This is a genomic window from Williamwhitmania taraxaci, assembly GCF_900096565.1.
Lineage (GTDB): Bacteria > Bacteroidota > Bacteroidia > Bacteroidales > Williamwhitmaniaceae > Williamwhitmania > Williamwhitmania taraxaci.
On the sequence record NZ_FMYP01000057.1, the window covers coordinates 1 to 14,195 of the forward strand.

15 protein-coding genes and 1 pseudogene are annotated in these 14,195 nt (G+C 38.8%); 7 read left to right on the forward strand and 9 right to left on the reverse strand.

The window, feature by feature from the left end:
* The 6 genes and pseudogenes from BLS65_RS18640 to BLS65_RS13265 all read right to left on the reverse strand — a co-directional run.
* A pseudogene (locus tag BLS65_RS18640) lies at positions 1-187 on the reverse strand (IS481 family transposase); the annotation flags it as partial.
* 144 nt (positions 188-331) lie between these two features.
* On the reverse strand, positions 332-2,368 hold the full coding sequence (locus BLS65_RS13245) for a chemotaxis protein CheA (protein WP_092439786.1): 2,037 nt from the start codon (positions 2,366-2,368) through the stop codon (positions 332-334).
* On the reverse strand, positions 2,368-2,733 hold the full coding sequence (locus tag BLS65_RS13250; protein WP_092439788.1) for a response regulator: 366 nt from the start codon (positions 2,731-2,733) through the stop codon (positions 2,368-2,370). Before BLS65_RS13250 ends, BLS65_RS13245 begins: the two co-directional genes overlap by 1 nt.
* Before the next feature lie 19 nt (positions 2,734-2,752).
* Positions 2,753-3,082: an STAS domain-containing protein gene (locus BLS65_RS13255; RefSeq protein ID WP_092439790.1), complete on the reverse strand. Its 330-nt coding sequence runs from the start codon at positions 3,080-3,082 to the stop codon at positions 2,753-2,755.
* A 150-nt stretch (positions 3,083-3,232) separates the two neighbouring features.
* The gene (locus tag BLS65_RS13260) at positions 3,233-4,993 is read right to left on the reverse strand and encodes a hypothetical protein (RefSeq protein ID WP_092439792.1); all 1,761 of its coding nucleotides are present in this window, start codon (positions 4,991-4,993) and stop codon (positions 3,233-3,235) included.
* A gap of 19 nt (positions 4,994-5,012) precedes the next feature.
* Complete coding sequence (locus BLS65_RS13265) at positions 5,013-5,375, reverse strand: response regulator (protein WP_170830121.1); 363 nt, start codon at positions 5,373-5,375, stop codon at positions 5,013-5,015.
* Positions 5,376-5,528: 153 nt separating this feature from the next.
* On the opposite strand from BLS65_RS13265, the gene BLS65_RS13270 reads away from it, so the two are divergent.
* The 4 genes from BLS65_RS13270 to BLS65_RS13285 all read left to right on the forward strand — a co-directional run bounded on the left by BLS65_RS13270 (position 5,529) and on the right by BLS65_RS13285 (position 8,580).
* Positions 5,529-6,200, forward strand: a complete 672-nt coding sequence (locus BLS65_RS13270; RefSeq protein WP_092439796.1) for a Crp/Fnr family transcriptional regulator — start codon at positions 5,529-5,531, stop codon at positions 6,198-6,200.
* Between the two features lie 13 nt (positions 6,201-6,213).
* Complete coding sequence (locus BLS65_RS13275) at positions 6,214-6,600, forward strand: response regulator (RefSeq protein WP_092439798.1); 387 nt, start codon at positions 6,214-6,216, stop codon at positions 6,598-6,600.
* A 64-nt stretch (positions 6,601-6,664) separates the two neighbouring features.
* Entirely contained in the window at positions 6,665-7,807 is a 1,143-nt protein-coding gene (locus tag BLS65_RS13280; protein WP_092439800.1) for an HU family DNA-binding protein, read from the forward strand.
* A 53-nt stretch (positions 7,808-7,860) separates the two neighbouring features.
* On the forward strand, positions 7,861-8,580 hold the full coding sequence (locus BLS65_RS13285) for a M48 family metallopeptidase (RefSeq protein ID WP_170830122.1): 720 nt from the start codon (positions 7,861-7,863) through the stop codon (positions 8,578-8,580).
* On the opposite strand, the gene BLS65_RS13290 is transcribed toward BLS65_RS13285, so the two are convergent.
* Positions 8,577-8,861 carry a hypothetical protein gene (locus BLS65_RS13290; RefSeq protein ID WP_092439805.1) on the reverse strand — a complete coding sequence of 95 codons (285 nt, stop codon included), beginning with the start codon at positions 8,859-8,861 and terminating at the stop codon, positions 8,577-8,579. The genes BLS65_RS13285 and BLS65_RS13290 overlap by 4 nt on opposite strands.
* Positions 8,862-9,250: 389 nt before the next feature.
* Here BLS65_RS13290 and BLS65_RS13295 point away from each other — a divergent pair, with 389 nt between their 5' ends.
* Positions 9,251-11,431: a tetratricopeptide repeat protein gene (locus BLS65_RS13295; protein ID WP_092439807.1), complete on the forward strand. Its 2,181-nt coding sequence runs from the start codon at positions 9,251-9,253 to the stop codon at positions 11,429-11,431.
* Here BLS65_RS13295 and BLS65_RS13300 read toward each other — a convergent pair.
* Positions 11,421-12,233: a DUF3298 and DUF4163 domain-containing protein gene (locus BLS65_RS13300; RefSeq protein WP_092439809.1), complete on the reverse strand. Its 813-nt coding sequence runs from the start codon at positions 12,231-12,233 to the stop codon at positions 11,421-11,423. The two genes, BLS65_RS13295 and BLS65_RS13300, sit on opposite strands and share 11 nt — an antisense overlap.
* Positions 12,234-12,401: 168 nt before the next feature.
* Here BLS65_RS13300 and BLS65_RS13305 point away from each other — a divergent pair, with 168 nt between their 5' ends.
* On the forward strand, positions 12,402-12,602 hold the full coding sequence (locus tag BLS65_RS13305; RefSeq protein ID WP_092439811.1) for a zinc metallopeptidase: 201 nt from the start codon (positions 12,402-12,404) through the stop codon (positions 12,600-12,602).
* Between the two features lie 14 nt (positions 12,603-12,616).
* Here BLS65_RS13305 and BLS65_RS13310 read toward each other — a convergent pair whose 3' ends face one another.
* Positions 12,617-13,315, reverse strand: a complete 699-nt coding sequence (locus BLS65_RS13310) for a metallophosphoesterase family protein (RefSeq protein ID WP_092439813.1) — start codon at positions 13,313-13,315, stop codon at positions 12,617-12,619.
* Positions 13,316-13,521: 206 nt separating this feature from the next.
* On the opposite strand from BLS65_RS13310, the gene BLS65_RS13315 reads away from it, so the two are divergent.
* Complete coding sequence (locus BLS65_RS13315; RefSeq protein ID WP_170830123.1) at positions 13,522-14,187, forward strand: MBL fold metallo-hydrolase; 666 nt, start codon at positions 13,522-13,524, stop codon at positions 14,185-14,187.
* Positions 14,188-14,195: the final 8 nt, after the last annotated feature.

A 14,195-nucleotide genomic window follows, 5' to 3' on the forward strand; every position in this document is an offset into this window, starting at 1 on the left:
GTGCATAATGGATAGTATGCGGTCTTGAACTTTTGTCTTCAAAAATTGCTCTGTTCTTCCATTTGCTAACTGTTGGCTCAGAGATTCCAAATTTGTTGGCAAGCATCAAATTTGTCAAATTACTTTTGTTTATATCCAAACGCATGTGTAAATTCGTCGTGGCGTTTGAATGATACTCTTGCTTCATATTTTTGTTTTTTAGTGATTACAAAATTAAGCAAGTTATCATTTCGGAACCAAATCCTCCTCCCTTTTCTCATTCCGCTACGCTCCATGAGAAAAGGGAGGAGGATTAATTCCATTAACAATGTGGTGAAACTTTACACTTAACCTATTCGTCGAGACTAGAAAGGAAGCTCTTAATCATTTTATTTGTATCCATTACTAAGGCAACGGTTCCATCGCCAAGTATAGTAGCTCCAGAAATCATCTCTTGTGCTTTGAAGTAGCGGCCAAGAGGCTTTAGCACGGCTTGGTATTCTCCAATAACCGAATCGACCGCTAAGCCAACCCGCTTTTCTTCATATTTCACAACAACAACCTCTTCATGGGAAACATCATTGATTGGCTCACCAAACTCTTTACGCAGATAGAAAAATGGAACTTGAACCCCATCCAGAACAATAACATTATTGAAGGTATCCACCAGGGCATGATGATCAACAGCAAATATTTTGTCGACTACGGTAAGCGGAATAACATAGAATACTTCATTAATGCTCACCAGTAGTCCATCAATTATGGAGAGTGTGAGTGGCAATTTGATAGTAATGGTAGTACCTACCCCTACTTCAGAGTCTATCTCAACCTCACCGCGGATATCGGCAATTTTACGCCTGACAACGTCCATGCCCACTCCCCTACCAGAAACGTCCGTTACCTTCTTTGCGGTTGTAAAACCGGGCAAGAAGATCAAGTCGTATATTTCCTTTGGAGTAAGTTTTTTATCGGGACTTATCAGGTTTAGTGAAAGTGCTTTTTGGCGAATCATTTCTAAATCTATACCGGCACCATCATCGTGGATTTGGATATGAACATTTGCGCCTGAATAAAATGCTTTCAGAACAATCTTTCCTTGTTTTGGTTTACCTAGCTTTTGACGAAGCTCGGCATCCTCAATTCCGTGATCCAGACTATTGCGTAGTATGTGCATCAAAGGATCGGTAAGACCTTCCACAATGGTTTTGTCCAATTCTGTTTCGGCCCCCTCTGCCAAAAAAACAACATCCTTTCCAAGTTCCTTCGATAGATCTCTCACAAGGCGCTGAAAGCGAGTGAGCATATTTTCTATAGGAATAAGTACAATACTGAAAGCATTATCCCTCAGTTGTCGGGAGAGTTTCTGAACATTTTCGGCAATGGCAGGAAGGCCTGGTACTGAATTCTGTTCCGAAAAAAGTGTCAAGCGTGCTTGGGTTGTAACCAATTCGCTAACAAGGTTCATCAGTTGATCCAGTTTATCAGCAGAAACGCGGATGCTCGAGATTAAAGCCTCCTTTGTTTTTGCCTTTCCCCGAATAACATTAGCCAGATCATCCTTTATTTGAATTGTTTTCACCTTCGAGGCTAGCCGTTGAACTTCAGCAATTCCTATATCATTCTGTTCATCGGAGATTCGGGTAATCTCAGCAACAAATAAATCATCGGCAAGCAGATTTTTATCAGCAATTTGGCTAATATCCAAAATACACTCATCCTCCACGAAAATAAATACATCGCTGATTGCATTTACATCGTGGGATGTAGAGAGTATTACTTCCCAATAGGCATAACAGACTTCTCGTTTAATAGTATCAAAGGATGGGACACGGTTAAGGTGGGCAAATGCCTTGGCTTGTCCCAACGAGTGCAACTCATCGATTAAATACAACGGGTTTGTCCCATTCTGAAAGATATCTTCGTTGGGTTCAAAATAGATATAGTAGGTATGTATTCCCCCTGCAATCTCCTTTTTTTTCTCAGGCAAAGCGATCTTCTCAGTCTGCAAAGGAGATGAGGAAATAAGCGTTGCAATTCTGCCGAGTAATTCTGTGTGATGAGCAAGGGTTTCGACACTATTGTCAGTATCCTCTTCAAGAAGTACTTTGAGGTGATCAACCGAATCCAGGGTAACATCGAGAATTGCACGATTTACTTTGACTTTTCCATTGCGAATATTATCATAAAGGGTCTCCAACTCGTGTGTAAATTGATCCATTTTGGTAAAACCAAACATGGAACTATTCCCCTTAAGAGTATGCATAATGCGAAATACTTGTTGAATAATCGAACTATCTTCCGGATTATCCTCTAAGGTAAGGAGCGCCTTTTCTAAACTATTAATTAGGTCAATAGCCTCCTCTATGAATTTCTTTTTAAAGTTGTCCATTAGCGCAAGACTTTATTAAGTGCCGCAATAAGCTTTGCTGGTACAAAAGGCTTGATAATCCATCCCGTGGCACCAGCATCCTTTGCTTCCATCTTTTTCGCGGCCTGCGATTCAGTGGTTAAGAATAAGATTGGAATACGCTGATAGGCCTCCATACCGCGCACTGCCTTTATAAGTTCAATACCGTCCATGTTTGGCATGTGCAAATCGGTAATAATCAAATCAATTGAAGAGCCGTCCAAGAATCTAAAAGCATCTTTTCCGTCCACAGCAATTAAGACTTTATAACCTTCATTTTCCAGCGTAAAACTTACGACTTCACGTATACTTTCAGAATCGTCGACAATCAATATTATTTTAGCCATACTTTCCTCGGAATTATCTTTAATTTATTTCAGACACCAAAATATTATATACACCACTATTCTTAAGCAGTAGAATGGTCTCTGCGTTTAAGGAAGCAGTTAATTTCACATTTTTACCCATATCCCTCGCTGAAAAGCAAAAAGAGTGGATAACCTGAAGAAAAGCCAAATCAATTGTATCCACACCAGTTAACTTCAGATGAAAGTTATCGTATTCACCTATTGGCTTTTTCATGTTTTCCACAAACTCGGCAATTGTATTAATGGTAAGTTCACCACCTAAAACCACCGTTAGTCGATTTTCATCATTGCCCTGAGGGGGTAAAAATTTATAAGTAGCTTTTTTCATGAAAATGCTTATTAGTTAATTTGTTTTGTTCTTATTCCCTAAAGAGTTTTGGCGTGTTTACGTTTCATTCATCCAAGCCTCACCGGGTGTATAATCGACAAACCAAATATGAATACTTATGACGTTTTCTCGCTCCATGATTCAAAATACTTAAAAAAACTCCACTTCAGAATTATCTGTTTCAGTGTCAATATCCTCATTACTCATTTCCTGGCTAACGATCTTATCGTGAATTTTATGTTCGCTATCCATGGTGTAGGATTTTTTGATGTTGCGTAAATGTTCTGCGGTAAAACTCGTCGAATCCCTTGAAGTTGCTACCTTTTTGCTGATTTCATTTAATTCACCAGTTATTTCAATGATTGCCGTTTCAAAAAAATCGTAATACTTAACTTCGTGAATCGATTTTTTTATGTTCGTTTTCACTTCATTGCCTAACTTTTGATTTCGCTCCAGCAAACTGTAAACCTCTTTACTCTTAAGTTTTAACTGTTGTACAATAAGTTTGAGATCGGAAGCCAACTGTAAAAATGATCCATCTATACTCCTGCCCAGCTGAACTCTAGAAATAATCTGATCGAGTTCCAACACTTTCACGCTTATGTTTGCATGGGAAGTTACGACATTTTGATTATAGGAGTCAATACCCGAAACTAATTCTTTTATTTGTGTTGTAGTTTTTTGATTAGAAGCAGTATCTCTTCCACTACCGATCAGTTTTGATCGCAATATTGTCATAAGATCGGGAAGGTTCGATATAATTGGAAGTAACTCAAGGACTATGGATTCAAGTGTCTTAACTTGTGCAACCAACCGCTCTGTGAAGGCAATTGACTCATGAATTACGGACGAACTTTTTTCTAGTTTTTTGGTAAGCAGCAGAAAATGGGTCTCCTCAGTTTCAGTTGTTTCGAGAGTAAAGTTACGACACATCGAAGAGATGTCGGTCAAGGTATCCCCTATTGTGATAAAATTCTCAGTAATGGATTCGATTGCGCCCTGATGTTCTTTATTGGCATGAATCAGTTGAGCGGCCTGAAGAGAGGCAATATCCTTTATTTTCCCATAAATAGAATCCCCGTTTTCGTGCAGCTGGTTGTTGGATATTGTATTAAGCTCCTCCATAATTCCCCGATGTGAAGCTTGAATATGCTCCATTTTCTGCCGAATGATGTCCTGAAACTGCAACTTAGTTATAATTTCAGCGATACTACTCGTAGTATCTTCTGTTTTGCGCGAAAGTTGATTGAGCATTCCTTGTGCTCCCTCATACTTCTCTCCATAAAGAATAATAGAGGTGTGTACCTTTTCCAATATTTCATCAACGGCCTCTAATTGAGCATTGGTTCCATCTTCGAATAAGGAATCAGCCTTTGCAAGTTCCTGTTTATAGTTTGCGATTAATCGAGCAGAAGTAATGCAAGCTTGCTTAATGTCGGAAAAAACTCGTGATACGTTGGTCGATTCTGTTGAAGTTAAGTCGACTATACTGTTTTCGCACATGCTATTAAGTTGTTGATTTGCAATCAAGAACTTTACAGTCATGAGGTTTTGAGAAAGGTTTCGAAGGGGAAAGAATAGCCCATCCAGCATGGTAAGGATCGATTCAAAGGTCGACAATGTGTCCCGCGAAAATTGGCCTAAGATTTTCTGGTTGGTTTCAAGTTGCTGATAAAAACTATTGAGTTGCTGCAGTAATATGGAACTTTCAGTTCCTGACACTAGGCTAAATAGAGAATTAGCATTAGATTCCAACTCCTTTGATTGCTTATAGAACAGTTTGAAATCTCGCGTTAATAAGCTGAAATCTTCCTTAGAACACTCGTGTAATTGCAGAATACGAGCATCTATTTGCTGAAATATTCCCGCAATTTCAGTGACAGAGAAATGGTCATTTATACCTTCTTGCACGGCAAAAGAGTATTGAACGTTAAATTATGGTTTTAACTCTAGTAATAAGTTTTTTCAGATCGATAGGCTTAGTGAAAAACTCCTTAGCCCCCAATTCAATAACTTTATGTTGATACTCCTCTTGCACTGCGGCTGTAATTACAAAAACAGGGATATCCTTAATTTGTTTATCATTAGCAATGGCCTCCAGAAAATCAATTCCTGAATTTTTGGGCATTAAAAGATCCAACAAAACCAATGCAGGCATTTGAGACCTCATTATTTTCAGTCCTTCGGTCACCCCAGTAGCAAGAATAGTTTTATATCCCTCCTCTTCCATAACCGCTTCCAGCAGAACGAGATTAGTTATAGAATCATCAATTACTAATATGCTTTTTGACACAGTAAGTCGTTTAAATATTATTTCTGCCAAATTAACCATTGTTCGCAAAATGGAAGTGTAGTTTCTAACAAATTAAAATGATATAAATCAACAAATCATTGGGTGTTTCATTTTAAAATCGTATTTTTCAACTGTCTTAAACTCCTCCGCTAGATGTTTCAAGTCCTAGAAGTTAAAAACGAGTGGCTACAAAGCCTAACACCTCAACAGATTGATGAGCTAAGCAAGAGTACAACTAAAGCAACCTATGGGAAAAATGAGATAATAGTGAAGCAAAATGCTCAAACCTCTCACGTTTTGCTTTTGATTGAGGGAATCGTTAAGATGCATATTGAAACAAGGGTTGGTAAATCTATAATTATTAAACTATGCAAAGGCGGTTCCTTACTTGGTCTAGACATGCACCTGATTAATGAGCCATACCAATGCTCCTATACAGCCCTAGCGCCCACGACTATATATTTCATTGACCTTCACCTTTTTAAAAAATTAATTAACCAGAACCAACCTTTTGCACAACTGATACTTCAGGAAATAGCACGAGAGAACCAATTTCTCACTGAACGTATAGCAGCCCTAACCTATAAGCAACTGCCTGGAAAACTTGCAGATATACTACTCTACCTTTCCAAACACATTTATAATAGCAATACTTTTCATCTCCCTCTTTCAAGGCAGGAATTGGCCGAAATAGCGGGCACAACCAAGGAGAGTCTAATCCGGACACTTACCGAATTTAAAAACGATAAAATTATTGATGTGCAAGGCAAAAGTATCTCAATATTAAGCCTCTCGATTGTTGAAACACTAAGCAAACTAGGATAAAAACACTTCCCATATGACCTACCATATCCTCGTTGTTGACGATATTTTTGTAAATCGGCTTCTCTTAACCGAAATTCTCAAGAAAATCCCTGCAACTTATGCACAAGCCGATAACGGTAAAAAAGCCATTGAGTTGCTATCAAAGGAAAAATTCGATGCAATTTTCATGGATATTGAGATGCCAGTAATGAATGGTCTAGAAACAACAAGATACATCCGCGAGAAGTTACCTTCGCCGATTAATAAAATTCCAATTATTGCATTGACTGCCCACAATCCACAAAACTTTTTTTCAGATTTTGAAGATGCTGGGTTTGACGAGCTAATTACAAAACCATACTCTATTGAAAAAATAGCACGCGTAGTGGAAAGTATTTGTAATCTAACAAAATCCATTTGAGCATTAAGCCTGAGCATTAACAGCACAAAGAGAACAAGTTAACATTTGACATAAAATTTAAACTATGCTAGGAAACTATTTCAGAGAATTGCTAGAAAAACACAACCGGGTAATAATTCCTGATTTCGGTGCTTTTCTGGTAAAGGATACTGGCGATGACCGCAGCATTAACAATACCTCCTTCAGCCCATTCCTTCGCTACAATGATGGCTTAGTAGAGGCTTTTTTATCCGAGAAAGAGGGCCTTACCAAGGCCGATGCAACTTTGAAAGTTAAGGAATATGTAGATTCGCTGAAGTTGCAGCTGGAAAAAGGAGCGCAGGTAGAACTGCCTAAACTCGGTTATTTCTATCAAGATGCCCGTGGTAATGTTCAGTTCCAACTCGAGCTAACCAATTCTACATCTGTAATTAAGGAGAATAGAAAGAATACGGTTGATATAGTTGATGCGAAATCTGTAGTTGTTTCTCGCCCAGAAGAGAAAGAAGAAACCAAGCCTGTAATAAATACTGAGGCTAGCGCTGTAACGCCCGCTAAATTTGAAGAGGTAAAAAAACCTGAACCTTCGGCCGCGGAGGAACCTAAGCAACCAACAAAAACTCCAATCAAACCAATTCCCACTGTAAAAAAGGGAAAGGTTACACCCATTCCTCCTAAACAAAAAGAAGAATTGAAACCCCAAAAGAGTGAGTCCATTCATACCACTATGGCAAAACCAACGAACAAGAAAAGCACAAACAGCAAGGGTCGCAAAGGTTACTGGCTTCTTATTACCGGATTAATTGTAATGCTACTATTAGTTATATGGCAGTACGACACTATAGTAAGTATATTTAGTTCGACGCAGCAAAGCAAAGCGATTGTCGACACTTTTAAATCTGCTGATTCGACGACTGCCCTAATAGCAAAAGCCAATCGCGACACAGTAACTGTGACATCAGAATTGCCAGGTCCAAAATATGTAAAACCGATTATTGACATACCCGAGAATAAATTTTTAGTAGTAGTGGGTAGTTTTACAATCAAGGAAAATGCAACCAATCAGCTAAAAAAACTAACGGAACAGGGTTATCAGCCAATAATTATTGTGCGCAAGAATGAGATCTACTCCGTTGTCATTAGTGGCCACAAAACCAAGGATGAGGCCAAACTCTCACTTCAAGGATATATGAAGAAAAATGGCGAAGGGTGGATATTGTCGCGCTAAGCGGTAGTTTTTTGCTAAATTTGAGGGCTGATTTTTTCCATCAGCCTTTTTTTGTGGATAAAGTTTTTGACCATCCAGAACTTGGACCAGTAATTATTCGAAAACGAACCGGATTACGTCGCCTATCCATACGTATTGATATAAAGAAAAGAGTAATACTCACAATACCCTACGCAGTTGCTACGGCGGAAGGCTTAGCTTTTTTGGAGAGAAAATCCGACTGGGTAAAGAAGTCGATAATTACGATCACCCACAAAATTGAAAAGAAAACAATCTTTTCACCCGAAACTGAATTTTTCACGAAATCGCACAGACTTGTTCTAATACCGGAATCAAGAACCCGCATGGCAGTATCAATAGATGCAGATTCACTGACTATTCGATATCCTGAGTCTATAGACATACTCCATTCCGAATTTCAAGACTTTGTGCGAACAGCGGTTGAAAAAACATTAACCCTCGAGGCAAAAACAATTATTCCACCTCTTGCATTGGCCATTTCAAAAGAGACCAATCTCCCTTTTAAAAACATAAGCATTAAAAAAGTGAAGTCGCGCTGGGGAAGTTGTTCTGCACAGAATAATTTAAATTTCAGTATCTATCTGATGCTTTTACCTGACCACCTCATTCAATATGTTATTATCCACGAACTTTGCCATATAAAGCAAAAAAATCACGGTCCAAAATTCTGGGCTTTACTGGATAAACTAACCGATGGGAAGGCAAAACTACTTGCCAAAGAGATGAAGAACCACTCGACTCGCTACTTTTAGGATTCGGCACTCGATAGATAATCCACCAGGCCGATGGTTTTCTCCATTAACTCATGCATCAAATTTCTATAAAACACGCGCTTTTCCTTGGGGTTTAAGTTCTTGGGGCAATGATTTACCTTAAAAAGATATTCTGATCTTAACTCCTTTATTTCCAGCAGAATTTCATAAATCTTCTCATAGTAGAAAGAGTTGGAGTAATTGAGAGTAGCATAGCACTCTAAAATTGCGTTTTCAACCAGCGCATTGATATCCTTCTTTACGGATCGTATATTAGGCATAATTATTTCAGTTATGATTTCTATATAAAACAGTTTATTCCTCGAAAAAAGGAGGTCGCTTTGACGAAATTAATATATGACATTCCGAAACTGAAAACAACAAAAGACATAAAAAAAAGCCGAAAAGATGACAAATCTCACTTAATGCATCGAATTGTATCGAAACACGTATGATACGCTAAACACAAGTAGATCTCCAGTGTAGGAATAAAAGAACTCATCTTCAGGAAAACAGGTAGCGGTGCATACATACAAATAATTTTCAACTCGATAATTCAAAGAATTGCGCGAAATACCATTCATAAAATGGAGATTATCCTATATTTTGTTATATTTTTGGGTAGGACAAATACCGTAGCACTTGTTAAATAAGACGAAAGAACAATCCCATGCAAATAATAACCAAAGGAATTCAGTTATTGGTTTTGTCAGGTATAGTTCTATCATGTACCCAGACACCATCTTCTATCCAGAATAAGATACTTGGAGATGATAAATATAAAAAGGTTATCAGCCTAATTGAGGTTGCTGATAGTTTGGCTGAAACAGATCCTGATAGTGGCTTGATGGTAATTGCCGAAATTTCGAACTATCCATCGAAAGGAATGGCCACCGAATTAATAACCGCCTATGCAAACCAAATCCGTGGAGTAGCCTATATTTCCAAAGGAAAAATGAAAGAGGGATTTGATTTGATTGAGAGTAGTCACTCTTTTTTTTTAGCATTAAATGATTCATTACCTCTTGCCGTAAGTTATAAGCGAAAAGGGTACGCTCTTCGTAAGATGAACAAATATGATGAAGCGATTAAATGTAACATTGAGGCATTAACTATTTCTGAAGAGAAAAAAACCACCAAAAACATAGCTTATCTCAACAACGCGCTTGGCCTCTTATTCATGCAGACTGGCAACTACGAAAATGCCATCAACTACCTTAATCATGCGTTAAAGCTATATGAACAGGAGAATGATCAATTTGGTTTATCCAAAGTTCTGAATAACCTAGGTGGCACCTATTATAAAATGGGTCACAATGTTCTCAGCTTAGAAAACTTGGAAAAAGCATACGAAATTAAGAAAAAGTTAGGAGAAACAGGAAGCCTTGGCAGCACCTCCACTAACATTGGATTGGTTTGCTTAGAACTAAAACTCTACAATAAGGCTGTAGATTACTTTAACGAAGCGCTGATCCAATCCCGATTAAAGAATGACAGGTGGGGCGAAGCTAACACGCTAAACAACCTTGCTCGTGGATACATTGAGAACAATGCTATAAATACGGCCAAAGAAATTCTAAAGAAGAACAAAAGCACTGTGGAGAGTGTAAACACACCCGACTTACGGATGGAATGGTACAGCCTCTCCTACAAAATAAACCAGAAAGAGGGAAATTCGAACAAGGCGCTTGAATTCTATATTAAATACACAACTCTCAAGGAATCAGTTTTCTCTACTAATAAGGATAAGATAATTGGAGAAATTCAGGGTAAATATGAATCAGAAAAAAAAGGAAAAGAGATTGAAGTACTAAGCAAGTTGAGAACAGTTCAGGAGTCGCGCCTTAAAATGCAATACTATATTGGCTTCTTTTTGGCAATTTCTTTCCTTTCACTTATAATTTTTTCATTACTGCTCTTGAAACGTTACCGATCGAATAACAAAGAACATTTTCTGCTAAAAACAAAACAGACGGAAGTGGTAGAGAAAAATGCAATTCTTAACAAAACGATGAATGAAGTAGCAATAAAAACAGAACAACTCAAGAAACAACGTGACTTAGCCAAGGAGCAAAAGAATCAAATTCAGCATCAGAAAGAGGAAATGACCAACAGTATCCGATATGCCTATAGGATACAAAGCGCCATTCTAGAGTCGAAAGAATTAAGTAAAATTTATACGCCGAACAATTTCACTCTATTCCGTCCAAAGGATATTGTGAGCGGTGATTTTTACTGGATTCGAGAAATAGAAAATTATTCGGTATTTGCGGTAGCCGATTGCACTGGCCATGGCGTTCCAGGAGCCTTTATGAGCCTCTTGGGAATATCCTTCCTAAACGAAATCTTTAGTGACAAGAATAAAATTGAGCCTCACGAAATACTAAACTCACTTAGAGCAAAAATCATTTCGGCTCTTCATCAGAATGTGTCCGACCCTATCAACAATGATGGGATGGATATGTCTCTTTTATTTATCGACCATGCCAGAAAGAAGATACTTTATAGCGGTGCCAATTCCTCCCTTTTCGTCGTTCGAAAATCGGAACTTATTGAAATTGCGGGAGATAAAATGCCCGTCGGATTTTACTATAACATGAGTCCCTTCACCACTCATACATTGAGCATAGGACCAAGTGATTGCATATACCTCGCAACCGATGGTTTTGCTGATCAATTTGGTGGACCGGATGGAAAGAAATTTCGAATGAAAGGGTTAAAAAACTTGTTACTTCAAATTGGAGACAAACCCCTTGAACAGCAAAAGAACATTCTTGAATGTTCTTTCGATGCATGGAAGGGAAACAATATCCAGGTAGATGACGTTTTGATTCTTGGTGTTAAGGTTTAACTAAAAATGTAAACTCGGGCATTAATATCGGCTCTATTTCAGCATAAGGAACAGTAAACACAATGTCGCCATCGGAATAGGGCCCAATTTCATAAACATTGTAATGGAGCACTACTCCCTCCTTCGAGAATCCAAATTCGGCAGGCAGTTGAAACTTTGAGTTTGGAAACCAGTAATCGGCTAAACTCGTTCCCTGCGATAGTTTAAAATGCTTGCGAAAAGCATCCTCTGCCTTCTCTAGAAACACGCCCATATCCGAGAATACATCGGAAAGAGAAACTAATTTCCCCATAAGTGGATTGAAATTAAAGTAATGGTAGCTGTAATTTCCATGAGCACCACCCATGTAATTTTCGGTGTAATACTCGAGGCAGAGCAAATTACTGTTGACATACAAGGTATCGAACCGAGCTTTCAGATACCATGTATTTACAGCTCCATCAGGAAATGCACTTTGATATTCGGTAAATAGACTATCGTATTGGAGAGTTATCCGCTTTAGGTAATCATGAATAGTTCCACTAAACTCGACCTTACTGCTATCGCCAATAGCTTGTAAATAATCGGTATAAAGAAACATAGATATAGTTTGATTAGAAACTCCTTTAACCACCGGAAACTGAAAGCTAATGTAAAGACAGGACGAATCGGCAGAAACACAACCTCTTTTTAATACTACCGAATCGGCAGAAATGGATAACGGTAACGGAGTGCTTGACCGCTTCACCGAAGAATAAATAAAAAAGGCAGCCGCTATTAGCGAAGCGAAAACTACTACATAAATTAAAGATTTCTTACTCATAATTCTGATTTAGATAAGACTAAAGCAAAGATACCTCCTTCTGCTATTAATGCCAAATATGAGTTAGCGAAATGGGGCTGAATTGTTCAACGACAACTAGGCCAACTTGTCTTCATTTGTGCGATTTTAGTAATAATTTGGAATGATATACCACGCTAGTCTACATTAATTACGCTTCCCGTTGAAGTTGATGCTAGTCATCGGGCCTTGGTTTGGCTTAAAAGTTCAGTAATCAAAACCCCTGCAACCCAAGAGAAAGCCTACGACACCTTAAAGTGGGCAGCACACACCTATTCTGTAGCAGCTATTGCTTCACTTGCAACCCATATTTACTGCATAGTAATATGGATGGGTGAGAAGCAAAACTAATCCACTGAGAAAATTTATGCATCAAGGTTAGGACAGTAGTGCAAATCTCGGCTTTCTAGATTCAGGCAAGTAAGATAGCCCAAGCCGTGTTCCCTCCCTGCAAAAACACACCCTGCATCTAGATTTACCAATAGGCCAAACTGTTCAACTTGCAATTGAACCACCTTTAGCGGAACAGGGGTATGTCCATGAATTACAGTAGCGCCCAACGGAATGGAGTCCTCGCACTCCCATGGTCGAAGCCAGAGCATTCGTTGCAACGAATCATCACTCTCGGTAATTGGGAATACAATTCCACCGTGAACAGCATAGACAGAGTCGTTAAGTTTAAGATAGTTGGGCATGCTCAGCAAAAAGGCAATGTGCTCCTCGGGGATAAATTCGTCAATGGAATGCCCCTCCTCATTGGTCCAAGAAGGATAGCTTGCCAGCGTAGAACTGCCACCGCTGCGCATCCACAATTCCGCACTTTTGGGGTTGTATAATGCGTTCAGAAGCATTTGTTCATGGTTACCTCGAATGGGCACCACACCATACCCCTTTTGCTTAAGTTCAATTAAGTAGGATACAGTGGCAGCTGAATGCGGACCACGATCGATATAATCCCCAAGAAACACTAATGTATCATTATATACTGGCCTTACATGCTCTTCAATTAAGCATCTAAGCGTTTTTATGCAGCCATGTATGTCCGGTATAATAAATGTAGCCATAGAAAATCCCTCTTCTTCAAATCTATCATTTTTTTATTTCCCAATGGCTTTCCTGCGTTATTCTTTCCTGCAAAAGTCATTTGCTATACACTTCATGCACAACTTTACCTACCAATTTCTTTTTTTTGCAGATAGAATTCATTTAACTTGCAAACAAAAATATGTATCCGATTCTGTTACTAACACTTCTCATAAACGCCGTTGCTATGAAGCAGGTAGACCCAAAGGTAGAACTAGTAGCCAACAATATGGAATGGCTTGGTCAAGCCGCAGTTAAAGTAATATGCCAAGGGAAGACGATCTACATTGACCCATATAAATTGACTAAAAGCGACAGTGCCGACATTGTGCTCATAACGCATTCGCACAGCGATCACTGGTCTATTGATGATATAAAAAAGGTAGTAACTAGTAAAACCACCCTTATTGCCCCCATCGAGTGTCTCGATGAGGTTAAAGACCTTCCTGCGAAAGCAAAAATTGGCGTAATCCCCGGATTCAAACAAACGGTTGATGGTATTGCCATTGAAGCTGTACCTGCCTACAATGTGGTGAAGACTAAGTTTCATGGTAGAGATAAAAACTTTGTTGGGTATATCTTAAACCTTGATGGAGTCAAACTATACCACACAGGCGATACCGAACGAATACCGGAAATGAAAAGCATCAATGCCGATATTATCCTTCTCCCCCTTGGACAAACCTATACCATGAATTCGGTGGAAGAGGCTGCTGAATCGGCTAAAGATGTTAAAGCCAGCATTGCAATCCCTATTCACTATGGAATGTACGAAGGAACTTCGGCCGATGCTGAAAAGTTTAAGTCGCTACTAGAGGGTTCTATTACAGTGATAATAAAGAAACCTAGATAACCATCGTT